Origin of the sequence: Myxococcus qinghaiensis, from assembly GCF_024198215.1 — a bacterium.
Classification (GTDB): domain Bacteria; phylum Myxococcota; class Myxococcia; order Myxococcales; family Myxococcaceae; genus Myxococcus; species Myxococcus qinghaiensis.
Map to the genome: position 1 here is coordinate 274,156 of NZ_JAKCFA010000006.1, position 23,936 is coordinate 298,091.

The window sequence follows — 23,936 nt, forward strand, 5'->3', positions numbered from 1 at the left end:
GGGTGGTACAGCGGGCCCGGGTTTGCGTAAGGTGGCGGCATGATTCAGGGCTCGGGCCGCTGCCACTACCACCCGGAGCGCGCCGGTCTCGGCATCTGCGTGGAGTGCCGGCGGGTCATCTGCCGGGAGTGCACCACGCAGTTCGAGGGCATCAACCGCTGCGCGAGCTGTCTGGGCCAGCGCCTCAAGGCGCTGGAGGGCCCGGGTGAGCGGCGCGAGTGGACGGTGGGCAACGGGCTCCTGGCGCTGGTGGGCCTGTTCCTCGTCTGGGGCGGCTTCTACATGCTCGCCTCGCTGGCGGCGAGCTAGCCCATGGCCGTCTCCGCGCTGGAGCTGCGCCCCCGCAACGCCGTCGCGCTGATGGACGCGGCGCTGCGCCTGTGCGCCCGGAGCACGGGCGTCTGGGCCCTCACGCTGCCCGGCGGCGCGGCCGTCATCGCCGCCATGCTGTACCTGGCCGAGGCGGTGCGCATGGGGCGCTCATTGGCCCTGCCGACGCTGGCGCTCACCCTGGCCTGGTTCGTCCGGGGCGTGTGCCAGGGCGCCGCGTGTCACCACGTCCAGGCGCGGCTCCTGGAGGGCCAGGGCGAGCCCTCCACGTGGGATTCGATGAAGGCCGCGCTGGGGCGCCTGCCCTCGCTCCTCGTCACGGTGGGCTACCTCTTCTGCTTCAACTGGCTCGTCGTGACGCTGACCCTGGGCGTCGGCTTCCTCGTGTTCTCCGCGCAGGGCGTGGGCTACGCCGCGGTGATGCAGGGCCAGGGGAGCGTGCTGCGGCTGTACGGGTATTGCTCGCGGCTGTTGGGCCCGGCGCGCGGCACCGCGACGATGGTCCGCCTGCTGATGGGCGTGCAGGTCCTGGCATTCTTCAACCTGCACATCGGGTTCAACTTCCTGCTGACGATGGCCCGCAAGCTCGTTGGCGTCGACCTGACCTTCGCGGAGCGCTTCGCCTCGCTGGACAACGTGCCCTGGCTCCTGTTCCTCGCGGCGGCGACGTTCGCCCTCTTCGAGCCCGTGCGCGCCGCCGCCGCCACGCTGCTGCTGGTGGATGGCCGGGTGCGGCAGGAGGGGCTCGACCTGATGGCGGCCGTGCAGCAACTGCCGACGCGCGACTCCGGCAGGCCGCTGGGCCCTCGCAGCGCGGCCATGCTCGTGGTGGCGCTGGGGCTGGGCCTGCTCGTCGGAACTCCCGCCCGGGCGCAGGACACGGAGCCCAGGGCCCCCGTCACCTCCGGGCGCGACGCGGCGAAGCGACTGGGACAGGTGTCGGAGACCTGCGAGGGGGGCGCCCCCTCCGAGGATCCGCGCTTCGAGCGCCTGGGCTCCCTGAGCGCCGGTGAGCGCGGCAAGCTGGACCGGCTGGTGCGCGCGGTGGAGCGCCAGGCGTACGACAACGAGGACTGCGACTCGGCCCTGGCCACGCTGGAGCAGGGGCTGGAGCAGGCGACGGGGACGGTGGAGGCGCAAGCGCAGGCGGACGCGCGCGTCGCCTCGGCGCGGGCTCGCGACATCCTGGCGCGGCCGGAGTTCGCGGTGGCGCCCCTCAAGGAGGTCGCGGAGGCGCCCGAGGCCACTCCGCCCCCGGAGCCACCAGGCTGGTGGCGGCGCTTCATCGACAAGCTGTCGGAGTGGCTCAAGGAGTTCTTCAAGCGCGACGAGGCGCCCGAGCCCATCTCCACCACGCCCCCCGTCGTCAGCGGCGGCGCGGTGGCCAATGCCCTGGTGGTGGTGCTGGTGGGGCTGACGGTGGTGGTGCTGGCCATCGTGCTGGTGCGCGCGCTGCGCAAGTCCCAGCCGAGAGCGCGCGCCGAGGGGCTGGAGGTATCCACCCTGGATGCCGCCACCCTCGCCGGAGACCCGGCGCACGCGCTGTCACGTCCGCCGGAGGGCTGGGCCCAGCTCGCGGACGAGCTCGCGGCGCGCGGGGAGTACCGCGAGGCGGTGCGCAGCCTGTACCTGGCGCTGCTCTCCCGACTCCACCGCGACGGCGCCATCCTGTACGACGTGACGCTGTCCAACTGGGACTACCTGCGCCAGTTCAAGGGCCGCTCGGAGTGGAAGCCCCGCTTCCGCGAGCTGACGCTGCGCTTCGACTTCGCCTGGTACGGCAACACGCCGGTGGGCCAGTCCGGCTACCAGGAGTTCCGCACGCTCACCGCGCCCATGCTGGCCGGGCCCGCCACTCCGGAGGCCGCCGGTGCGTGACCGCTTCCCGTTGCTGGTGGTGGGCGGCCTGGTGCTCACCGTGGTGCTGGGCTCGCTGCTCGTGAAGGGCGCGAAGCGCGGCGAGTTCGCCGACACCCTGTCCACCTACCGCGCCCAAGAAGACGGCTCGCGCGCCCTGTTCCTGCTGGCCGAGGAGAGCGGCCTGCCGGTGACGCGCCGCATGGCGGACCTGCGAATCATGGGAGAGGGCACCTCGACGCCGGTGCTGCTGGCGGTGGAGGTGGAGGGCTCGCGCGAGGATGACCTGGAGCAGACGCAGCTCGCCGCCGAGCCCGATGCGGGCCTGGGCGACGAGCACGTGCCGCGCGTCGGCTTCAATGCCTTCCGCGCAGGCCACCTGGACGACCGCGAGGTGACGGAGCTCCTGGAGCGCGTGGTGGCGGGCGGCACGGTGGTCTACGTGCCGTGGGGCTCGCGGGAGAATCCGCTGCTCGACGCGTTGGGCGTGAAGCTCACCAAGGCGGACACCACGCTGCCCATGCGCACGCTGGTGCCGCCCTTCCCTTCCCCGTACACGCTGGGCGTGGAGCGGGTGGAGGTGAAGGTGCAGGCGTATCTGGAGCTGCCGGCCAACGCGGTGCCGCTGCTCGAGGACGAGCGGCTGGGGCGCATGGTGGCCGCGGTGGTGCCTCACGGCCAGGGCCGGGTGCTGGTGGTGGGCGCGCCGGAGCTGGCGATGAACGGGGCGCTGGCACGCGCGGACAACGCGCAGTTCTGGCTCTCGGCCCTGCGCGCACTGGGCCCCGGCCCCTACGAGTTCGACGAGTTCCACCACGGCTTCACCAACGAGCGCTCGGTGGTGGACTTCGCGCGGCGCTACGGACTGCAGTTCGCGGTGCTCCAACTGCTCGTGGGCGTGGCGCTGTGGTCCGTGGCGCTCAAGCGCTTCGGCCCGCCCCGCCCTCCTCCCGAGTCCGCGCGCGTGGGCGCCACGGACGCCCTGTTCGCCATGGCGCGGCTGTACCGAGAGGGCCGGCACCACGCCTTCGCCGCGAAGCTCGTCTCGCGCGGACTCACCCAGGAGTTCGCCCTGCACGCGGGGCTGCCCGCGCACGCGACGCCCTCCGCCGTCTCCGACGCGCTGAAGGAGCGCGGACGCGAGGACCTGGCGCGCGGCCTGAGGGAAGTGGCAGGCCGCGCGGAGACCGCGCAGAACGACTCAGACCTTCAGCAGCTCACCGCTCGCGCGGCGGGGCTGCGCCAACGACTCCATTCCGCCGGCACCGCCCGGCGCGGCACTCCCGGAACCCCATGAACGCGAATGACTCCGCCTCCTCCCTCGTGCCCACTGGCTCCGCCGTGCAGGCAGCCCACGCCATCCGCGAGGGCGTGCTGCGCGAGGTGCGCAAGGCCGTCGTGGGCCAGGACGAGGTGCTGGAGCTGATGCTCTGCGGCCTCATCGCCGGTGGCCACGTGTTGCTGGAGGGCGTGCCCGGCGTGGCCAAGACGCTGATGGCCAAGGCGCTGGCGCGCAGCATCAGCTCCGACTTCAAGCGCATCCAGTTCACCCCGGACCTGATGCCGGCGGACATCCTGGGCACCAGCGTGTTCGACTTGAAGACGCAGGGCTTCGTGCTGGTGCGCGGCCCCATCTTCACGGACCTGCTGCTGGCGGACGAAATCAACCGCGCTCCGGCGAAGACGCAGTCCGCGCTGCTGGAGGCCATGCAGGAGCGCGGCGTGTCGCTGGAGGGCCGCAACCTGACGCTGTCGCCCCTCTTCACGGTGTTCGCCACGCAGAACCCGGTGGAGTCGGAGGGCACATACCCGCTGCCCGAGGCGCAGTTGGACCGCTTCCTCCTCAAGATTGACGTCGGCTACCCCGCGCCGGAGGAGGAGGACGCGATTCTGGCGTCGGTGCACCGGGGCTTCGACTCGGGAGACCTGTCGCGCGCCGGCGTGAGCGCCGCGGTGACGAAGGACGGCCTGCTGGCCGCGCGCGCCGCGCTCAGCGAGGTCAACGTGGAGCCGCCGGTGCTCAGCTACATCCGCAAGCTGGTGTCCGCGACGCGCGCCTCCAGCCGCATCCGACTGGGCGCGGGCCCTCGCGCGGGAGTGCACCTGCTCTTGGCGGCCAAGGCCCTGGCGGCGCTGCGGGGACGCAACTTCGTCACGCCGGACGACGTGCGCTTCCTCGCGGGCCCCGTGTTGAAGCACCGCCTGCTGCTGTCGCCGGACGCGGAGCTGGATGGCGCCACGCCGTCGGACGTGCTGCGCGAGGTGGTGCAGGCGGTGGAGGTCCCCCGGTGATTCCCACCGGGCGCCTCTGGGGGCTGCTCGCGCTCTTGGCCCTGCCCATGATGGCCGCGGGTTTTCTTCCCGGCCTCGGCGGCGCCGTCATCGCCCTGGATGCGCTGGCCCTGGCGCTGGCCCTGCTGGACTTCTTCAGCGCCCGCTCGGCGAAGCTGGAGGCGCGGCGCGTGCTGCCGCAGCGGCTCAACGTCGGCGTGCCCAACAAAGTCGAACTGCGCGTGGTGCACCGGGGCGGCCGAAAGGTGCGCGTGCGCCTCAAGGACGGCGTGCCGGAGTCCTTCACCGCCACGCCCGAGGAAGCCCCACTGGAGCTCAACGCGGACAGCGAGACGCGCTGGGTGTACCGGGTGACGCCGGCGAAGCGCGGGCGCTTCGAGTTCGGGGACGTGTATGTGCGAGTCCAGGGGCCGCTGGGCCTCGTGTCCCACGAGCGCGTGTTCCCCGCCGCGCAGTCCATCTCCGTGTACCCGGACCTGCGCGGGGCCAACCGGCTGCTCCTCTCCGGCGCCGCGTTGGACCTGGTGAACCTGGGCCTGCGCCAGCTCCGCCGCGACGGACGGGGAAGCGAGTTCGCGCGCCTGCGCGACTATGCCCAGGGCGACAGCGCGCGTGACGTGGACTGGAAGGCCACGGCCCGGCGAGGCAAGCCGGTGACGCGCGTGCTGGAGTCGGAGCGCTCGCAGTCCATCCTCATCTGCGTGGACGCAGGCCGTTCCATGGCGGCGCAGGTGGACGGCCTCACCAAGCTGGACCACGCGGTGAACGCCGCGCTCTTCCTGGCCTTCGTCGCCGTGCGCAATGGAGACCGCGTGGGCCTGGCCGTCTTCGCGGACGGCGTGAAGACGTACCTGCCTCCCGCGGCGGGACGCGGGCAGTACCGGAAGATGGTGGACGCGCTCTACTCGACGACACCCAGCCTCACGTACGTGGACTACCTGGCGCTCTTCAAGGAGCTGAACGTCCGCCTCACCCGGCGCAGCCTGCTGTGTGTCTTCACGGACTTCCTCGACGAGGAGCAGGCCTCCACCATGGTGGCCCCGCTGCACCGGCTCGCGCGGCGCCACGTGCCCCTCTGCCTGTCGGTGAAGGACACCGCGCTGCAGAAGCTCTTGCGCACGCCACCGCCCGGACCGGAGGAGGCCTTCCAGCACGCCGTCGCCTCGGAGCTGCTCTCGGACCGCGAGGTGCTCAAGGCGCGGGTGAGCCAGGGCGGCGTGCAGATGCTGGATGTTCAACCGGATGACTTGAGCCTCGCGGCCGTCAACCGCTACCTCGACATCAAGGCCCGGGGCGTGCTGTAGCGGCCGGCACCATGAGCCCCCTCTTCCAGGCCCAGGTCTCCTTCACCGCCGAGCGAATCGAAGACGCCGAGGCCGAGCGGTTCCAGCCGCTCCTGGAGCGCTGCGAGGACTTCTTCCAGCTGTGCTACGGCCGCCCCGCGCGCCCGGACGAGGGACGACAGCTTCCGCTGGAGCGTCCTCCCGGCCTGCCTCCCCACGCGGGCCACCTCATCGCGGTGCGCGACGCCTCGGGCCAGTGGGTGGGCGTCCTCGAAGGACTCCAGGGCTTCCGCAAACCGGGCGAGGCCTACCTGGGACTCATGTTGCTCGCGCCCCACGTGCGCGGCCTGGGGCTCGGCGCTGCGGTGCTCCACGGCTACGAGGACTGGCTGCGCTCCGAGGGCATGCACGTGCTGCGCGTCGGAGTCTCCGAGCCGAACACGTCGGCGCTGCGCTTCTGGCGCCGCATGGGCTTCGAGGAAGAAGAGTGGGTGGGCCCGCTTCAGTACGGCGAGCTGAGCTACCGCGTGCTCAGGATGCGAAAGACGCTGACGTCACCGGCAGCCAGCCCGTGAAGCGCGTGTCCGTCACGTTGCCTCGCACCAGGTGCAGGCCGCGCTTGAAGAAGGCGTAGACGCGGAAGAACGACTCCAGGCCCAGACGCTCCGCCTCGCTCAGCTCGCCCGTGCTGCAAATCACCTTCGGGTCGCCCCGCCCCGAGTCGATGAAGCCCAGCACCCCGACGACGGGCACGCGCACGCGCTGGCCCCGAGGCAGACGGGCACCGAGCACCACCGCGTCGAGCGGGTCTCCGTCATCGGACATCAGCCCCGGGATGCTGCCGTAGTTGTACGGGCACGGCAGGGGCGCCACGAAGTCCACCGTGCCGTCCGCGCGTCGCTTCACGAACGAGAAGCGCGGGCACTCGATGACGACCTCGGGTTCACGCGGCAACAGGGGCAGGAGCAGCGGCTCGGACACGCCTCCCGTGTAGCACGCCCCGAGGGCGGGAGGGCTCTGTCAGCCCGGCCGGGGGGCCTCCAGCCGCTCGTCCTCCGAGCCGGCCGAGCTGGCCGAGCCCGCGCCGCGCAGCCAATCCGACATCAGGTACGAGTAGACGCCGCTGCCCACCACGAGGGCGAAGGTGACCTTGAAGGCCACCGACAGCTTGGGGGGATGAATCTGGGACACCGTGCCCTCGATGAAGCCCGCGAGGACGAAGAGCACCAGCGTCCCGAAGAGGAGCTTCACCGCCGTCACCGCCTCCATGCGCAGCGCCTCTCCTCGCGGCAGTCCCTTGGGCGCCACCAGGCCGCGCGCGATGACGAGGCCCGCCGCGCCCGCGATGCAGATGGCCGTAATCTCCGGAATGCCGTGCGGGAGGATCCACGCCCAGAACCAGCCGGCCATGCCCTTCGCCGCGTACACGTGCGCGAGCGCGCCCAGGAACAGGCCGTTGACGAAGAGCATCACCGCGGTGCCCAGCCCCAGCGTCACGCCCAGCGCGAAGCACAGGAAGGCCACCTGGATGTTGTGGGTGAAGAGGAACGAGGAGAAGTGCGCCTGCTGGCCCACCGACATGCCGTCCCCGGACGCCTCGTTGGCGGCGCGCTGCACCGGGTCCAATTCCAGATGTTCGGCGGGCACCAGGTAGTGCGCCGCATCCGGGTCCACCATCATCCCCAGGTAGCCGAAGCCCGCGCCGGCCAGGAAGAGCAGCACCGCCGCCACGTACATGCGCCACTCGTGGCGCAGGAGCGCGGGAAAGCCTCGCGCCACGAAACCCCAGACATCCGCCAGCCTCGGGCGGCGTCCCGGATAGGTGAGCGCATAGGCACGCCCCACCAGGTCATTCAGATACGCGCTGACGTCCGCCGAGCCGCTGCGGGCCCGCACCCAAAGCAAATCGCTCGACACGGCGCGGTAGAGCTTTCCGAGCGTCCGAGCGTCATCCAGGCTCAGCCCTCGCAGGCCGCCCACCTCGGACTGGTCCAACAGCTTCTCGAGCTTCTCCCAGCGAGGCCGGCGCGACTCGATGAACTCCGCCATCTCCATGACGCCAGTCTAGCCCAGGAGGGCGGTACGCCCACCCTGCCCTACGGGCGTCGGTTGTGGGAAAACAGGGGCATGACGTGTCGGCTGGCGTTCCTGGGGTGGTTCTTGGCCTGTTTATCGGGATGCAGCTCCATGCGAGCGCTGTGTCCCCTGGAGGGCGGCCGCCCCTGGGTGGAAGTGCGCAGCCCCCACTTCAGCATCCGCACCGACTTGGACACCGAGACGGCCGAGGACGCGGCGCGCGAGCTGGAGATGCTGCGCCAGGGCTTGCTCCAGGCGTGGGGCGGCAGCTTCGACCCGCCGGGCACGGTGGAGGTCATCGTCCTGCGCAACCGCCGGGAGCTGTCGGAGTTCACCAACGTCGGCATCGAGGGCTTCTCCGCCACCACGTCCGAGGGCCCCCTGCTCGTCATGGCGGGCAACAGCTACGCGCTCAGCGAGGACGCGGCGGACATCTCCACCCAGGCGCACGAGCTGACGCACTACCTCTCGCAGTTCGCCCTGGTGCGCCAGCCGCGCTGGCTGTCGGAGGGCCTGGCCACCTATCTGGAGACCATCACCCTGCGGCCGGAGCGCAAGGAGGTCATCCTTGGCACGCTCCATGACCCGTTCCTGTCCCACGTCAAACGCAGCGGCTGGCGCACGTTGGACGAGCTGTGGGAGTGGGACCGGCGCGGGCTGATGAGCAGCGCGGAGTCGCGGCAGTACTACGCCTCCGCGTGGCTCTGGGTGCACTTCTTCATCAGCCAGCACTCCGAGCGCTTCGAGCGCTTCCAGAAGCGCCTCATGCGCGGCGAGGAGCCGAGGAGCGCCTGGGAGGCGTCCTTCCGGGGCGTGAGGGACATCGCGGGCCAGGTCCACGCCTATGCCCACGGCGGACGGCACGTGCACTACCCGCGAATCACCGCGCCGCTGGTGCCCGTCTCCAGCGACATCCGCACCCGTCCGCTGGAGCCCGCGGAGGTGCACGCCGTGCGCGCGCGCCTCATCCTGATGACGCCCGGCGCCGCGCCCGCCGAGGTGCGCCTGGAGAAGGCGGAGTGGGAGATGGCGCAGGCGCTGAAGGAGGACCCGGGCAACCTCACCGTGGCGCTGCTGCGCATCCGCTCCATGGGAGACCCGGACCAGCAGCTCGGCTTCGCGCGGGAGCTGGTGAGCCGCAGGCCGGAGAGTGGCCTCGCGTGGGACGCGCTCGCCCAGGCGCTGGACGCGGCGGGCTATGCCACCGAGGAGCAGGAGGCGGCCCGGCTGCGCGCCGCGGAGCTGGTGCCCGACAGCGTGGGCACCCAGAACGGCCTGGCCCGCTACTACGCACGCACCGCGCAGCCGGAGAAGGGGCTGGCGGCGGCGCAGCGTGCCGTGGCCCTGGCGCCCGGCAACGCCAGCGTGCTCGACACCTACTCCACCATCCTCTTCCAGCTGGGCCGCTGCCAGGAGGCGCTCGCCACGCAGCAGCTCGCGGTGGAGGTGCTCTACGAGGGCACGCCGGAGCGGCTGCGCCAGACGGTGCACGACACCCTGGCCCGCTACGAGGCGGTGTGCGGCTCCTCTCCCGCCGCCGCGTCCTCGCCCGCGGGCGGCGAGTAGCGTCCGGAACGACGAAGCGCCGGTGAGCCCTGGAAGGGGGCCCGACCGGCGCCTCGGAGACCACGCGGACCGCCGTGGGTTACTTCAGCTGCTTCTCCAGCGGCTTCTTCTCGTTGGAGTCCAGCTGCTTCGTCCAATCCACCACCGGCGTCTGCCAGGCCATGCCCGTCTCGGTGGGCTCGGGGGCGAGCTTCTCGAACTCGAAGCCGTCACCGCCGAAGTACAGGTACTCCACCGTGGCGACGGAGTACTCCTTCTTGGGGTCCAGCGGCTTGCCCTTGGCGTCCTTGAACTTGTTCTTCCCCGCGGCGGTGAAGCCGGAGATGAGCGCGTTCGGGTTCGCGAGCTGCTTGGCCAGGTCCTCGCCCTTGAGCTTCACGACGAGCAGCGAGTTCTCGAACGGCATCACCGAGTAGATGCTGCCGCGCGTCACCGGGCCGGCCGGCAGGTCGCCGCGGATGCCGCCCTTGTTGAGGATGGCCGCGTCCGTGCCGAGCGACTCGCGCACCGCGCCGCCAATCCACTTCGCCATCTGCGGGGAGGCCTGGGTGATGCCCGTCTTGGTGAAGCCGATCTGCTGGCCCAGCACCTCGTCGAGCTGCGCCTTCCACTTGGCGACGAGCTGCGCCGTCTCGGCGTCCGGCGTGCCACCGGCCACGTCGACGAGCTTGCCCTCGATGTTGGTGACCTTCTCGCCAGCGGGCTTCGCCGGGTCGAACTGAATCTGGGCGCGCAGGTACTTGGCGAAGCCGCGGTCCAGCGACGCGAAGATGACGCCGTTCTCCTTCGAGTAGACCTGCTCCGGGCAGCGGCCACCGGCCACGACGGACAGCTTCCACTCGGGGTGCTTGGCGACGACGGGCTGCAGCTCCGTCACGCACGTGTCGGCCACGACGACGATGGTGTCGGCGCCGGCCTTGCGGGCCTCGGGGATGGCGCTGTTGAGCGCCTCCTCATAGCCGGTGACCTCCAGGCCCTCGGCGCGGCCGGCCATCGCCGTGCGCACCGTCTTCTCCGAGGCGAGACCCACGACGCCAATCTTCAGGCCCCGGCGGTCGAACACCTGGAACGCGGGCAGGGACATGTCACCCGCGAGCGCCGGGTCCTTCACGCGGACGTTGGCGGCGAGGAACGGGAAGCCGCCGGAGGCGCGGTTCTTGAGGAAGGCCTCCTTGCCGAACGCCAGCTCATGGTTGCCCATGGCGGAGGCGGCATAACCCATGCGGCCCATGACCTCGGCGGTGGGAGCGCCCAGGAAGAAGGACGACAGGGCCGGCCCGTTCCAGTGGTCGCCCGTGGCGAGCGCCAGGGTGCCGGAGTCGGCGCAGGTGGCCTGGCCATCCTTCACGGGGCCGGGACAGTGCTTCTCGTCGTTGATCCAGTGCCCGAGCAACTCGGCGGCGCCACCCTTGCCTTCGACGGGCTGAAGCTGACCGAAGGTGCCACCGGTGACGAGCACCGTCACCTCGCTGGGCACCGCGGGCTTCGCCGTCGCGGCATCAGGCTGCTCGGCGACGGGGGCGGTAGGGGGAGGACTGCTCTTCTCGCAGCCGGCCAGGGCGCCGAGCGCGAGGACCAGCACGCCGGAAAGGCGCGACTGGCGGGAGGGACGGGGGCGGTAGCAGGGGTTCGAGCTCACAGCGCGCCGTTTAGCACAACTCGGGACGTGATACGGTGACTGGCGTGTCGGATGAACAGGACCCCAAGGGCCCACCCTCACCGCGAGGGGAGCAGCAGCAGGACGCCGTGAGCGGAAAGCACCAGCCCGGCCGCGTACTTGCCCAGCATTTCTGGGAAGAGCTGCAAAAAGGCGCCACGCACTTCGAGGAGCGGGGTTCGGCGGCGGTTCCTCAGGGCCGGGTGAGACAGTTCATCCATGGACTGAGCCTTCCGTTTCATATTGCCCGGGCCCTGCTGAGAGACCCGGTGGCGCGCGGCCAGTACCTGCGCGTGGGGCTGATGCAGACCACGGTCGCCCTGGCGCTGTGCCTGACGTGCATGGGCTCGGCGGAGAAGGCCGCCGACGCGGTGGAGGACCGCCGGGACGAAGCCGTGGCCGCCGAGGTGTCATCGGCGCTCAAGAAGGTCGCGACGGCGGTGGCGGCGGAGAACACGCGCAAGGCGGAGCGGGAGGCAGCCCGCGAGCTCCGCAAGCAGCGCCGGAACCAGAAGGCCCAAGTGGACGCGGCCCGAGCGGCGGAGCGGGACTCGCACGTCAGGCCCGAAGCGGGTACGGCGGCCGCGGCCACGGACCGCGCCGTCGACACCGGGGCGGGCTCCGTCGCCCTGGCGCCGGGCTCGGACGAAGACGCCCAGGCGCAGGCCGGGAAGTCGGACACGGACGAGGCCAGTCCTCCGGATGGGGACGCGGAAGACGAGGCGAAGCCCTCGGAGCCGACCGCTGAAGGCAACACGGTCGCGGCCCCTCCCCTGGAAGGCAGCCCCGCCGCGGCAGAGGAGCGCCCAGGAGAACCGTCCGAGGCCGCGTCGGCCGAGGAGGACCCGGAGGGCCGCATCGCGCTGAACCTGGAGAAACGGGTTCGCGACATCGAGGCCGCCGCGAACAACCCGGACGCGGGCACCTCGGTCTCCGACGCGGTCATGGCCCTGGTGGTCGAAGCGGTCTCCAGTGCTTCCTCGGACGCGTCCAGCGTGAAGCCGAAGAAGAACAGAGGCACGCCCGAGGAGCAGGACACGCCCGGGTCTGAGCCCCAGGAGCCGACTCAAAAGGCGCCTCCTGAAGACAAGGCCCCCGCGGGCCCGACGTTCAAGGGCTTCGCCCTGCTCGGCCTCCCCTTCTGGGTGAAGCTGTTCGCGCTGATGCAGTTGGCCCAGTGGGTCATCATCGCGTTGTCGCGCGACTACCACGACGTCATCTCCCGGGAGGCGAGCCTGCTGACCCGCGTGGCACCGGAAGACGACGCCATGACGCCGCACGTGCGCCTCAACGTGTCGTGGATGAGGAAGAAGGTGCACCGCCGCATCCGAGCGATGATCCTCTTCGCGGTGGGCGTGCCGGCGGCGGCCTTCGTGGTCTCGCCCCTCTTCTGCCTGGGGCTCAGCAGTCCGGTGATGGCCACCATGACCTCGTTGTGGGGCGGGTGGTGGTTGATGGTGTTCACCGCGGCCAAGAGCGCCCAGGCCTGGGAGCCGATGGCCGGCCAGCGGCCGCCCTGGTTCCTGCGCACGTGGACCTGGCTCACCACCCGCGTGCCCGGCCTGCGGTGGCCGGTGTTGCAACGCTATGGCGCGATGTGGGGCAGGCAATCCACGGAGGTCTTCGTGCCAGTGGCCGCGGTGGAGCGCCATCCGTGGGCCTACGCGGGGCTGTCGCTGGTGCGCTTCGTGGGCTCGTTCGCGCCGCTGAAGTTCTTCGTGCGCCCCCTCATCCCCGTGGCGTCCGCCCACATCCTCCGGGAGGAGGCCGAAAGTCGCGCCCGTGAAGGACGGGGCACGGACTCCGGTTCGAGCGCCCGGGTCCCCGGTCAGCTCGAGGACTCCATCCGCGCCTGAACGCCTCGCGTGACGCTCAGGCGTCCTTGCCGCGCGAGCGCTTCTCGGTCGGCTCGGGAGAGTCGGGCGCGGGGCCCGTGGGCAGCGGCGGGGCCGTCGGAGGAAGGGGCGCCGTCATCTCCAGTCGCTCCCCTGTCTCGCGCGAGTCGGGCAGCGCGATGAGCGCCTGGAGCTGGAGGCTCACCGCGCGGAAGAAGCCGGTGAGCAGCTCGGGCCGGTCCGCCAGCAAATCCAAGAAGTCGCGCCGGTCGATGATGAGCACGCGGGTGTCCACCGCGGCCACCATGTCCGTGGGACGCGGCGCACCGTCCAGCAGGCTCACCTCACCGAAGGCCTGCTTGCCCTGGAAGCGCAGCACGTGCTCACCGTCGTGGAACGCGTCGATGGCGCCCTCGACGATGACGTAGAGCGCGTCACCCGGGTCGCCCTGCGCGTAGATGCGCTCACCCGCGCGGAAGGAGCCCTCGCGAGCCACCGCGGCAATGGCCGCGATGTCGTCCACGTCGCTCTGCGAGAAGACGCTCACGCCCTCCAGGGCGAACATCCGTTGGACAATCCGGTCGCTCAACTCACCCTCCTGCGGGAGCACATCCAGCCCATTCACCCGAGCGACATGGCGAGCACACGCGCGCAGCACCACGTCCTCGCTCTGCACCAGCGCCGCCAGCCTGCGCCACAGTCGCCCCGAAGCCCCGAGCGGCAACTCGCGGTGGTGCGCCTCCACCTGCTCCATCACCAGCTCGCGGTCCTCCTCCGAGAGCAGGTTCTCCAGCAGCTCCAGCGCCAGCGCGCGCCGCCGCGCATCCTGCCCCACCAGGTTGTAGTGGATGCCGCGCATGCGGTGCGACGAATCCAGGAGTCCCAGCAGGAAGAACGACAGCTCGAGCGCCTGGTCCAGCCTGTCTCCTACCGCGCGAGTCAGCAGGGAGTCATCCCCGAGCGCCGCGCGCACGTCGCGGTAGGCGCCCACCAGCGCGCGGTACACGTCGCGCCGCCGGACCAGGGCCTCGCGCACGCGGTCCACGTCCACCGGGTGCTCGGGGTGCTCGTCCCGCAGCCGCGACAGCTGCGCGCCGATGCGGAAGTGCAGCGACGCATCATCCCGCACGTTGGAGAACAGCAGCGCGTCCAGCGCCGCCGGCGTGCCGATGCCGCGCAGCACGCGAGGCAGTTGCAGCCGCATCGCCAGGGGCGCCTTCTTGTTGTTGAGGTGCTCCTCCACCAGCGGCGTCACCACGTCGCCCAGCGCCACCAGCGCTTCGCGGGCCGTCTTGCGCTCCTCGCGCCAGGTCAGGAATGGCAACAGCCGGGGGGCCAGGTCCACATAGCCACCCTCCCCCACCGCGGCCAGCGTCACCCGGCGCACCGTGCTGTCCCCGTCATCGAGGTAGCGCGCCAGCGCGTCCGTGAAGCGCTGGTCCTGGAGCCTGCCCAGGAGCTTCGCCACCTCGCGCCGCTCCGCGACGGGCGCACCCTCGCCCCGCGCGAGCAACTCCTGCAGCGACGCCAGCGCCACCGCGCTCCCGGTCGTCTTCACCAGCGCGCCAATCGCCGCGCACCGCAGCCCGATGTCCGGGTGGTTGAGCAGCGCCGGCAGCAGCCGCTCGGCCCGCTCCGGAGACAGCCGCGCCAGGGCCCAGACGGCCTGGTCCCTCGGGCGTCGGGGCCCCTCCTCCACCAGTCGCTCCAGCACCGGCGCCAGCTCCCGCGCGTCCAGCTCCAGCGCCAGGGCCACGCCCCGCTCCAGCACCCGCTCGTGCGGGTGGCGCAAGAGCGCGGGCAGGTGCTGACGCAGCGACACCTCGGCCTGCTCCATCAGGTCCACCGCGCGCAGCACGCGGTCCGGCGTGGGCGCGGACAGGGCCTCCGCCAGGAGGCGCTGCTCCTCCTCGCCATCCAGGGCGACTTCCTCGTCCTCGGCCGCGCCCACCTGCTCGCCCAGGGCCGCCACATACGCGGGCCTGAGGCGCACCAGCAGCAGCACGAGCCCCAGGCACATGCCCATCACCGCCAACGCCATGGTCGCGCCCGTGGCCGCGCGCCCCGCGCCGATGAGCAGCAGGCCGGCCACCACCACTCCGCTCTTGCGCAGGAGCCCGTCCACCGCGACGCGCAGGCCCTCACGCTGGTCATCCGGCACCGCCGCGTACAGCAACTGGATGCCCACCGGGAGGATGGAGTAGCTCACCGCCGTCTCCACCAGCCGCAGCAGGTGCACGGGCGCCAGGCTCGGCGTGACGAGCGTGGCCCCGGCCAGCGGCGCGAGCACCAGCGGCACCAGCGCCACGTAGCGCAAGAGCCCCAGCCGCCGCAGCAGCGGCTGCGTCAGGAGCAGCTGGAAGGCGACGCAGAACATGCCAATCCACAGCTGGAGCGAGCCGAAGAGCGCCGTCAGCGCGTCCTCGCTCAGCGTGCCCTCCAGGCGCAGGCGGAAGAGGTAGTCCACGAAGGACGACAGCACCGCGAAGGAGATGCCCAGCGCCGCGAGCACCTGCGCGTACGGACTCTCCGCCAGGTAGCTGAACGCCATGAACGACGTGGGGGCCGGACGGCCGCGCGGAGGCGGCGGAGGCACGCCGCGATACAGGTGGTGGAAGATGGCGCCCGCGGCCAGCAGGCCCAGCGCGCCACTGACGACGATTGCGGGGGTGCCCAGCCGCTCGGCCAGTCCCTGCACCAGCAGACCGCCGACGATGCCGCCGCCCATGGCGAAGCCGTTGAGCGCCGTGAAGGCCCGCCGGGCCTCCCGCGCGTCGAAGGCCGACGCCATGCGCGCCCAGAACCGGAAGGACACGAAGGTGGAGAAGGTGTCGGCGAACAGGTACAGCGCCAGCGCCGGGGTGCGCTGCCCCGCGGACAGCGCCGCCGCCAGCCCCAGCGCAATCACCCCACCCAGCCCCGTCAGCACGCCCGGCGACTCCAACGGCGAGTTCGGCTTGAAGCGCGGCAGCACCGTCAGGGCGGCGGTGATGAGGGCGCCCAGGAGGTACAGGTAGGGCAACGCCTGCGACTCGAAGCGCGACAGCACCAGCGCGTTGGCCGCCGTCTTCAGCTGCGTCACCCCGGCGATGAGCGCGAACTGGAAGGCAGCCGCCGGCCACAGGCGACGGTTCCAAGATGAGGTGTCGGAGGGGGGCACGGATTCGCGAGGGGCGGGGAGGTTACCCCACCACCCCGACAGCCATGATTAACACAGTCGCCCGTCTGCCCGCGCCCCCCATGGGAGCCCCTTGTCTGGTGCTCGGGCTGGCGCCGGGTGCCAGGTGTTCCGAGCTCAAAGGGGTGCCGTGCTCCCAGGTGTCAGCGGCACGCACCTGGAGGCACTTCGACGTCCCCCCATGGGCCCGGGGACGCGGCTACAGTGCGCCGGGTGACGATGGCCACCGACACGCTGCTGGACGGCACCCACACGGTGCTCACCCCGGAGTACGTGGAGTTCCGCTTCACCCTGGCGGGGCTGTACTCGCGCTTCCTGGCGTGGCTGCTCGACTCCATCATCGTCCTCACCGTCAGCCTGGCGGTGATGATGGGGCTGGGCGTCGTCATGGTGGCCTTCCCGGGCCTGGCCAGCGCGCTGGGCATCGTCGTCTACTTCCTGGTCGACTGGGGCTACGGCATCACCCTGGAGACGGCGTGGAGCGGACAGACGGTGGGCAAGCGCGCCCTCTCCCTGCGAGTCATCCAGGAGAGCGGCGTGCGCATCGGCTTCTACCACGCGGCCCTGCGCAACCTGGCCCGTCCGGTGGACCGGCTCCCCTTCTTCTACCTGGTGGGTGGCGTGGCCGCGCTCGTCTCCGGCTCGCAGCAGCGGCTGGGGGACATGCTGGCCGGCACCATCGTCGTGCGCGAGCGGCGGCTGAAGGTGCCCTCCGCCATCAACGCCTCCGGCGAGGAGGGCCTGCTGGCCGATCCGCTCTTCGTCTCGCGCGTGAAGAAGCTGTCGACGGAGGAGCGGGAGCTGGTGCTCACCGCCGCCCTGCGCCGCGAGGAGCTCAAGATGGAGGCCCGGCTGCGCCTGTTCGCCACGCTGGGCGCCCGGCTGCAGGACGCGCTGGCCATGGAGAAGCCGGACCACCTCTCCGACGAGAAGTGGACCCTGCTGGTGGCCGCCGCCCTGCTGCCTCCCAAGGCCGCGCGCGGAAGCCCGCCTCCGCGCGCCCGGGCCCTGGGCTCCAGTCGCTAGAAGTACGCGGAGATTCCCGCCGACAGCGTCAGCGACGCCTGCGTCTTCTCGTTGAGGGCGATGTAGAAGTTGTACTGCGCCCGCAGCCCCAGGCTCACCGAGTCCGACGTGAAGAAGTCCACGCCCACGTTGGGACCGATTCCCACGAAGTTGCTCGTGCTGTCCTTGAAGACCACGAGGTAGCTGATGTCGGAGCCGACGTAGGGGCGGATGCTCTCCTCCAGCAGCAGGTAGCGGATGCCCAGCGACGGGGCCAGCGCCACCACGCGCTTGTCGTTGGCGCGCGGGAAGGCGACCTTCGACAGGGACACCAGCTCGAAGCCGCTCTCGATGTAGAGGCTGGCGTCGATGCCCACGAAGAACGCGTTCTCCAACCCGTTGGTGTTGTTGAAGTCCATGTAGCCCAGCGACAATCCAAGGCTGCGATTGGCGAACTGGGCGTGAGCCGGGGCGGCCCCAAGCAGGGCCAGGGTGATGGTGAGAGTGCAGAGCAAGGTACGCATGGGCGTCCACTCTAACCGGTGCAACCCCCGGAAATCAGCCCGGATTCAGGCCCGCCCGGCCGTTGCACGGGAGGGGGGCGCTCTCCTACACTCGCCCGGCCATGCGTCTTGCCCGCCTTGCCTCCGCGCTATCCCTGGTCTTCACACTCCCGCTCGCCGGCTGCCTCACCACGCCGCCGCCGCATGAGCGCGCGCTCATCAACAACGAGTTGTGCGCCCAGGAAATCAACAACGGCGACATGGTCCGCGCCGACGTCTATTGCGACCTGGGCCTGGAGTTCTCCCCCCAGTACGCGGACCTCTGGGCCAACAAGGGCCTCATCTCCATGGCCAACGGCAACAACGACGAGGCCAAGAAGCACTTCATCAAGGCGCTCCGCTACAACCAGGAACACCTCCAGTCCTACCAGAACCTCGGCGCACTCTATAACCTGGAAGGCGCCTACGGAAAGGCGCACGACAACTTCCGCCGCGCCCTCAAGGTAAATCCGGATAACCTGGAAACGCGCTACAACCTGGCGTACACGCTGATGAAGATGCGCAAGTTCACGGAGGCCAAGAAGGAGCTGCGCACCCTGCTGGCCGTCAACCCGAACCTCGCGGCGGCGCACCACACGCTGGGCATCATCGCCTTCGCGGAGGACCAGTTCGAGGAGGCGGCGGAGTCCATGGGGCAGTCGGTGGCGTTGGACCCGAACAACCCCGACGCGTGGCATGACTACGGCAACACGCTGATGGAGCTGAGCCGCTTCGCGGACGCGCGCGAGGCCTTCTCCAACTGCACCCAGCTCAACCCCAAGGCGACCAACTGCATCAACAACCTCGCCCTGGCGCAGCGCAAGGCGGTCCTCACGGACGCGGCCTTCAAGGAGGTCAAGGACACGCAGCAGGCGGAGAACTCGGCCCCGGCGCTCTTCATGCTGGCCCGCCAGTTCCGCGAGAAGGGCCTGTTGGCCGAGGAGGAGACCACCTACAAGAAGTGCGTGAAGCTGGAGGCGAAGTTCGCCCCCTGTCACTACGGTCTCTTCGAGCTCTTCCAGGACGCCAACAAGCACGAGCACGCTGAAATCGCCTGCAAGAACTTCCTGAAGTACGCGACGTCGGAAGAGTTCCCCACCGAGTATCAGTCGTGCGAGAAGTATCTGAGCAACGCGACGTTCTGATGCCCCGCCGGTTCCCGCAGGTACCACCCCCTCGATGAGCGTCCGTCTCACCGTCACGCAGCGCAGCGAGGCCGGAGCCAAGGGCACCGAGCTCGTCCTCGACGATTCGGTCATCACCCTGGGGCGGGAGAAGTCCTGCCAGGTGGTGCTCGCCCAGCAGGCGGTGTCGCGCAACCACGCGCGCATCGTCCAGGAGGGCAACCTCTTCTTCCTGGAGGACCTGGGCAGCGCCTACGGCACGCAGATCAACGGCAAGCCGCTGCCCAAGGGCGAGAAGCGCCTGTTGCGCAACGGCGACGTCATCGCCATTGCCCAGTACGACGTGAAGTTCGACCGGATGACGGAGCTCAACGGCGACGTCAACTCGGAGAAGACGTCCTTCATCGCCCGAGGCAACCTGAAGGACGTGATGCGGGGGCTGTCCAGCGCCGAGGAGCGCTACCTGCGCATCATGAACGGCCCGCGCGAAGGCGAGCGCATCGAAATCGCCGACGCGAAGGAGCTCGTCATCGGCCGTGACGAGAAGGAGGCGGACATCGTCCTCAAGGACGACCTCACCTCCCGCAAGCACGCCAAGATTCGCCGCGACTGGTCCGGCACCCACGTCGAGGACCTGGGCAGCCGCAACGGCATCAAGGTCAACAAGAAGCGCGTCAATCGCAAGGCGCTCAAGGACAACGACGAGCTGGAGGTCGGCGGCACCCGCTTCCTCTACGTGGACCCGAGCGAGCCCGCCGAGGAGCAGGTCCAGCTCGCCACGGACATCAAGAAGGCCCCGCCGCCGTCCCCCCAGCGCCCCGCGCCCGTGCGCAAGGAGGCAAAGCCTGCTCCGGAGCCGGAACCCGAGCCCGCGCCTCCCGAACCGGAGCCCGCGCCGCCCGAGCCCGAGCCGGAACCCGAGCCTCTGCCGCCCGAGCCGGAGGAGCCCATCCAGCCCTCCGCCGAGACGGCCCTCCCCGACGAGGCGAGGGGCGGAGTCATGGCCGCGCTCAAGGACAAGCAGAAGCTCGTCCCGCTCGTCGTCATGGGCGTGGTGGGACTGGTGTTCCTGGTGCTGCTCATCGCCGTGGTGGCGGGCGCCTGACAGGCATGGGCAGGGAGCGCCCGGGTTGAAGGCGCCCCTCGCTGCTCCAGCCCCTCGGTGAGCCGTTACTTCTTGGGCGGGGACGCCGGGCGTCCCTTGCCCTTGATCTGCTCCGCCTGCGTCTTGAGGGCGAGCAGCGTGGTCCGCGCGCGCTGGGTGGAGCGCTTCTTGAGCGCCGGATCCAACTCAATCGCGCGGCTCAGGTCCTTGAGCCCCTCGGGGATGTTGCCCCGGCGCAAGAGCAGCTCACCGCGGCCCACCAGCGCGTCCCCGTTGGAGGCATCCACCGCGAGCGCTCGTTGGTAGGCGTCGAACGCCTCGTCGGTGCGCTCCAGCGTCAGATACGTGGCGCCCAGCTGCGTGAGGAAGGCGGGCTCCTTGGGTGATGCGGCCACCAGGCCCTGGAAGATATCCAGGGCCAGGCGGGTGCGGCCGGCCTGCAGCATCTTGTGGCCGGCGGCCGCGTAGCCGAAGAGCCGCTCGCGCGTCATCCCCAGGAACTGACCCAACTGGAGCTCACCCTTGATGAGCTTCTCCGTCAGGGCCTTTGGAATCCGCACGTTCGACGGGTCGCCACTCTCCGGTCTACCGCTCACGGCCACCTCGCGAGGGGCCCCGGGAGGGCCCCTCTACCTACGGGTCAAGGTCAGAAGAAGATGTTCCGAGGCTTGACCATATCATTCAGCGAGTTGATCTCATCCAGGGCCTTGAAGAGCTTGGTGACCGACGTGAAGCGGTCGTCCAGGGGCTGCTCCTCCTCGGACTCCTTGGGCTTGCCCAGCTCCGCGATGGCGCGGTTGACCTGGTCGTTGATCTTCTTCATCAGCTGGTCGCGCTCGGCGGACACATCCGCCTTGGACGCGTCCTTCTTGTCCGCGGCGGGCTCGGGCAGGAGCGTCAGCAGCGACGGGGTCTCCTTGTACTCGAACTCCAGGTCCTTGCCGTGCTTGAAGGTGGCGCCGCCACCGTCGTCGCCCACGACTTCCTTGTTCTGGTTGGCCCAGTCGTCGGAGTTCTTGCCCATGACGAGCAAGTCCCGGCTGTTGTTCTTGAACGTGTCGTCCCACTGGAAGGCGACCTGCGTCTCGTAGCCGTCCTTCTTCAGCTCGCTGACCTTGCCCTTGCCCTTGTCGATGTCCGTGACTTCGATGTGGTCGGCGCCGTTGGTGATGTTCAGCTTGCCCGTCACCGTCATGCCCGCGTTGCCCCAGGGCACGGTGGTGCAGCCGATCTCCGTGCCGTCCGGCAGCTGGAACGTGGTGTTGCGCTTGAAGTCGAACTTGCCGCCGTCGCTCTCGTCGACGTGCGGATCACCCCAGATGCGGGTGCTCTTGCCGTCCGGGCCGGAGATCTTCCACTCGAACTGGCCCAGCTGCTCAATCTTGTAGCCGCCAGGGGTGGTGATGGTGCCCTTGTCGTCCACCTTCAGCTTGTCCGGCGGGCGGAACGTGTCGGCGGTGATGACCGGCTTCTCCGTCGGGAACGCGCCACCGGTGCCCGCGCTGGAGGCCGTGTCGCCAGGACGGGGCGCCCCGGCCGCGAACGAGTTCTCGTTGAGCTGGTTCAGCGCCTTCACAGCGGACTCGATGTCCGCGAAGGCGCTCTCCACCGTCTTCTCGATGAGGCCGAGGTTCTTCGTCAGCTCCGTATCGCTCAGCCCGACCTTCATGCTGCCGGTGCTGGTGGTACGGGGAGCGTTGCCGGCCTGGTTGACACTCGTCATGACTTCCTCCCGAATCTCGGGGAATCCCACGCTTGAAAGCGCACATTCCCGCCGTACTTTCATTCTCGACGGCCTGTGTCGGAAGTTGCGTTGAAACGCGAGGATTCCGATCAGGACGGCGACGGGTCGGTGGTGACCGACCCTGGGGCATCGTGACTACCGGGTGGAGATGCGCGCCACGGGCTGGATGTTCAGCTCGGGCGACAGCTCCTGGTAGCTGAGGACGGAGAACGAGGGGTTGAACTCGTACTCCAGCAGCTTGCGGACGTAGCGCCGGATATCCATGGCGGTGAGGATGACGGGGCGCTGGGCGCTGGGCGGCAGGTGGCCGCACTCGGAGCGGACGGCCTGGACGATCTCCTGCGCCAGTTCCGGCTCCAGCGCCAGGTGCGCGCCCGCGGACGTCCGCTTGATGGAGCCTCGGATGGCCTCCTCGATGTTCGGATCCAACAGGTACACGACGAGGGTGCCGCTGCCGCGCGCGTACTTGTGGGAGATGTAGCGGCGCTGCGAGGCGCGGACGTGCTCGGTGAGCATGACGTTGTCCGCCTCCACCTGCCCGTACTCCGCCAGGGCCTGGAGGATGCCGCGCAAGTCACGGATGGAGATCTCCTCCTCCACGAGGCGCTGGAGGATGTCGGTCAACTTCAGCACGTTGACGACCTTGGGGATGACCTCCTTGACGATGGCGGGGAAGGCCTTCTCCAACTGCTCCAGCATCGTCTGCGTCTCCTGCACGCCGACGAACTCCCGCGCGTTGCGCCGCAGCACCGCGGCCACGTGCAGGATGATGTAGCCGGGCACATCCCACGTCGTCAGGCCCGCGGCCTCCAAGGTCTCCCGGTGCTGCTCGGGCACCCACGCGGCCGGCTGGCGGGTGGCGGGGTTGATGGCCTCGAAGCCCTGGATGTTCATCAGGCGCAGGCGGTCCACCGTGTCGTTGACGAGCACGTGGCCCAGCGTGGCCTGGCCCGTGACGACGGGCACCTCGTTGATCTGCACCTGGTAGGCGCCCGGCGGCAGCGACGAGTTGCCGCGCGCGCGCACGCCCGGGAAGCGCACACCGAGCTCGATGAAGAGGCCGTCGCGCATGAACGGGATGAGCTCGAAGAGGAACTTCCCGCTGTCCTGACGCGAGTCCACGTACGGCACCAGCGCGTCGGAGACCTCCAGGACGATGGGCGTGACGACGGGGATGAAGAGCTCGGAGTCCGGATTCATCGGCTCCTTGGGCGCGGGCTCCGAGGACATCGGCGTGCCCAGGTCCGACTCCATGGCCGGACCGGCCTCCTCCACCATCTCCGATTCCTTCTTCTTCTTGAGCATCGTCCACGCGCCGAAGCCCGCGCCGCCGCCCAGGAGGAAGAAGGGAATCTTCGGCAGACCCGGGACGAGGCCCAGGACGACGAGCATGCCCGCGGCGATGGCGATGGCCTTCGGGTACGCGGTGAGCTGCGACCCGATGTCCTTGCCCAGGTGGGCCCCCTCCTCCTCGCCACCCACGCGCGTCACGATGATGCCGGCGCAGGTGGAGACGAGGATGGCGGGAATCATGCCGACGAGGCCGTCACCGATGGTGAGCAGCGTGTACTTCTGCGCGGCGTCCGCGGCCGACATCCCCTTCTGCGTCACGCCGATGATGAGGCCACCGACGATGTTGACGACGGTGATGATGATGCTGGCGATGGCGTCGCCCTTCACGAACTTCATGGCGCCGTCCATGGCGCCGAAGAGCTGGCTCTCCCGCTCCAAATCACGGCGCTTCTTCTTGCCCTGGTCCTGGTCGATGGAACCCGCGCGCAGGTCCGCGTCGATGGACATCTGCTTGCCCGGCATCGCGTCCAGGGTGAAGCGCGCGGCCACTTCGGCGACGCGCTCCGAGCCCTTGGAGATGACGATGAAGTTCACGATGACGAGGATGATGAAGAGGATGGCACCGACGACGAAGTTGCCCTGCACCACGAAGTTGCCGAACGCCACCACCACTTCTCCCGGGTCACCGGTGAGGAGGATGAGGCGGGTGGTGGAGATGGTCAGCGACAGCCGGAACATCGTGGTGATGAGCAGCAGCGTCGGGAACACCGACAGATGCAGCGCCGCTGGCACGTAGAGGGACACCAGGAGCAGCACCACCGAGATGCTGATGTTCAGCGTCAGCAGCACGTCCAGCAGCAGCGTGGGCAGCGGGACGATCATCATCCCGACGATGAACACCACGACAATCGCGAGGACGATGTCGGAGTACTTGGAGAGGAAGCTGTTCGGATTGGAGGCGGACATCAGCGGGGAGCCATCCTAGTCCGCGCCCGGCCCCGGGCCCAAGGGGGGCCTCACGAGCCGGGCGGGGTGTCCGTCGGAAGAGA

General features: G+C 70.0%; 19 protein-coding genes. 11 read left to right on the forward strand and 8 right to left on the reverse strand.

What is annotated here, in order from left to right; translation table 11 throughout:
- Positions 1 to 39: 39 nt before the first annotated feature.
- Genes LZ199_RS13200 through LZ199_RS13225 form a run of 6 tightly spaced genes read left to right on the forward strand, consistent with a single transcriptional unit; the run spans position 40 to position 6,337 of the window.
- Positions 40 to 309, forward strand: a complete 270-nt coding sequence (locus LZ199_RS13200) for a hypothetical protein (RefSeq protein ID WP_253994028.1) — start codon at positions 40 to 42, stop codon at positions 307 to 309.
- 3 nt (positions 310 to 312) lie between these two features.
- Positions 313 to 2,208: a DUF4129 domain-containing protein gene (locus tag LZ199_RS13205; protein ID WP_253994029.1), complete on the forward strand. Its 1,896-nt coding sequence runs from the start codon at positions 313 to 315 to the stop codon at positions 2,206 to 2,208.
- Positions 2,201 to 3,484, forward strand: coding sequence for a DUF4350 domain-containing protein (locus LZ199_RS13210; RefSeq protein WP_253994030.1), 1,284 nt, complete (start codon positions 2,201 to 2,203; stop codon positions 3,482 to 3,484). The genes LZ199_RS13205 and LZ199_RS13210 overlap by 8 nt, the downstream gene beginning before the upstream one ends.
- Positions 3,481 to 4,479 carry an AAA family ATPase gene (locus LZ199_RS13215; RefSeq protein WP_253994031.1) on the forward strand — a complete coding sequence of 333 codons (999 nt, stop codon included), beginning with the start codon at positions 3,481 to 3,483 and terminating at the stop codon, positions 4,477 to 4,479. The genes LZ199_RS13210 and LZ199_RS13215 overlap by 4 nt, the downstream gene beginning before the upstream one ends.
- A complete protein-coding gene (locus tag LZ199_RS13220; RefSeq protein WP_253994032.1) occupies positions 4,476 to 5,783 on the forward strand; it encodes a DUF58 domain-containing protein in 1,308 nt (435 codons plus the stop codon). The genes LZ199_RS13215 and LZ199_RS13220 overlap by 4 nt, the downstream gene beginning before the upstream one ends.
- A gap of 11 nt (positions 5,784 to 5,794) precedes the next feature.
- Positions 5,795 to 6,337: a GNAT family N-acetyltransferase gene (locus LZ199_RS13225; protein WP_253994033.1), complete on the forward strand. Its 543-nt coding sequence runs from the start codon at positions 5,795 to 5,797 to the stop codon at positions 6,335 to 6,337.
- On the opposite strand, the gene LZ199_RS13230 is transcribed toward LZ199_RS13225, so the two are convergent.
- On the reverse strand, positions 6,294 to 6,743 hold the full coding sequence (locus LZ199_RS13230) for an inorganic diphosphatase (protein WP_253994034.1): 450 nt from the start codon (positions 6,741 to 6,743) through the stop codon (positions 6,294 to 6,296). The two genes, LZ199_RS13225 and LZ199_RS13230, sit on opposite strands and share 44 nt — an antisense overlap.
- A gap of 39 nt (positions 6,744 to 6,782) precedes the next feature.
- Complete coding sequence (locus LZ199_RS13235) at positions 6,783 to 7,817, reverse strand: stage II sporulation protein M (RefSeq protein WP_253994035.1); 1,035 nt, start codon at positions 7,815 to 7,817, stop codon at positions 6,783 to 6,785.
- Positions 7,818 to 7,949: 132 nt separating this feature from the next.
- On the opposite strand from LZ199_RS13235, the gene LZ199_RS13240 reads away from it, so the two are divergent.
- A complete protein-coding gene (locus LZ199_RS13240; protein WP_253994036.1) occupies positions 7,950 to 9,404 on the forward strand; it encodes a DUF1570 domain-containing protein in 1,455 nt (484 codons plus the stop codon).
- Between the two features lie 79 nt (positions 9,405 to 9,483).
- On the opposite strand, the gene LZ199_RS13245 is transcribed toward LZ199_RS13240, so the two are convergent.
- Positions 9,484 to 11,043: a bifunctional metallophosphatase/5'-nucleotidase gene (locus tag LZ199_RS13245; protein ID WP_253994037.1), complete on the reverse strand. Its 1,560-nt coding sequence runs from the start codon at positions 11,041 to 11,043 to the stop codon at positions 9,484 to 9,486.
- 107 nt (positions 11,044 to 11,150) lie between these two features.
- On the opposite strand from LZ199_RS13245, the gene LZ199_RS13250 reads away from it, so the two are divergent.
- On the forward strand, positions 11,151 to 12,917 hold the full coding sequence (locus LZ199_RS13250) for an ICP22 family protein (RefSeq protein ID WP_253994038.1): 1,767 nt from the start codon (positions 11,151 to 11,153) through the stop codon (positions 12,915 to 12,917).
- A 16-nt stretch (positions 12,918 to 12,933) separates the two neighbouring features.
- Here the strand turns inward: LZ199_RS13250 and LZ199_RS13255 are convergent, their stop codons facing one another.
- Entirely contained in the window at positions 12,934 to 16,056 is a 3,123-nt protein-coding gene (locus LZ199_RS13255; RefSeq protein WP_253994039.1) for a cyclic nucleotide-binding domain-containing protein, read from the reverse strand.
- A gap of 237 nt (positions 16,057 to 16,293) precedes the next feature.
- Here LZ199_RS13255 and LZ199_RS13260 point away from each other — a divergent pair, with 237 nt between their 5' ends.
- Complete coding sequence (locus LZ199_RS13260; protein WP_253994040.1) at positions 16,294 to 17,100, forward strand: RDD family protein; 807 nt, start codon at positions 16,294 to 16,296, stop codon at positions 17,098 to 17,100.
- On the opposite strand, the gene LZ199_RS13265 is transcribed toward LZ199_RS13260, so the two are convergent.
- The gene (locus tag LZ199_RS13265; protein WP_253994041.1) at positions 17,097 to 17,603 is read right to left on the reverse strand and encodes a hypothetical protein; all 507 of its coding nucleotides are present in this window, start codon (positions 17,601 to 17,603) and stop codon (positions 17,097 to 17,099) included. The two genes, LZ199_RS13260 and LZ199_RS13265, sit on opposite strands and share 4 nt — an antisense overlap.
- A 101-nt stretch (positions 17,604 to 17,704) precedes the next feature.
- Here LZ199_RS13265 and LZ199_RS13270 point away from each other — a divergent pair, with 101 nt between their 5' ends.
- Positions 17,705 to 18,766: a tetratricopeptide repeat protein gene (locus tag LZ199_RS13270; protein WP_253994042.1), complete on the forward strand. Its 1,062-nt coding sequence runs from the start codon at positions 17,705 to 17,707 to the stop codon at positions 18,764 to 18,766.
- A gap of 34 nt (positions 18,767 to 18,800) precedes the next feature.
- Positions 18,801 to 19,850, forward strand: coding sequence for an FHA domain-containing protein (locus LZ199_RS13275; RefSeq protein WP_253994043.1), 1,050 nt, complete (start codon positions 18,801 to 18,803; stop codon positions 19,848 to 19,850).
- 65 nt (positions 19,851 to 19,915) lie between these two features.
- Here LZ199_RS13275 and LZ199_RS13280 read toward each other — a convergent pair whose 3' ends face one another.
- The 3 genes from LZ199_RS13280 to sctV all read right to left on the reverse strand — a co-directional run bounded on the left by LZ199_RS13280 (position 19,916) and on the right by sctV (position 23,853).
- Positions 19,916 to 20,446 (reverse strand): tetratricopeptide repeat protein, encoded by a 531-nt coding sequence (locus LZ199_RS13280; protein WP_253994044.1) that lies wholly within the window; start codon positions 20,444 to 20,446, stop codon positions 19,916 to 19,918.
- Positions 20,447 to 20,496: 50 nt separating this feature from the next.
- Positions 20,497 to 21,573, reverse strand: coding sequence for a DUF1521 domain-containing protein (locus tag LZ199_RS13285; protein ID WP_253994045.1), 1,077 nt, complete (start codon positions 21,571 to 21,573; stop codon positions 20,497 to 20,499).
- A 156-nt stretch (positions 21,574 to 21,729) separates the two neighbouring features.
- Entirely contained in the window at positions 21,730 to 23,853 is a 2,124-nt protein-coding gene (gene sctV, locus LZ199_RS13290) for a type III secretion system export apparatus subunit SctV (protein WP_253994046.1), read from the reverse strand.
- Positions 23,854 to 23,936: the final 83 nt, after the last annotated feature.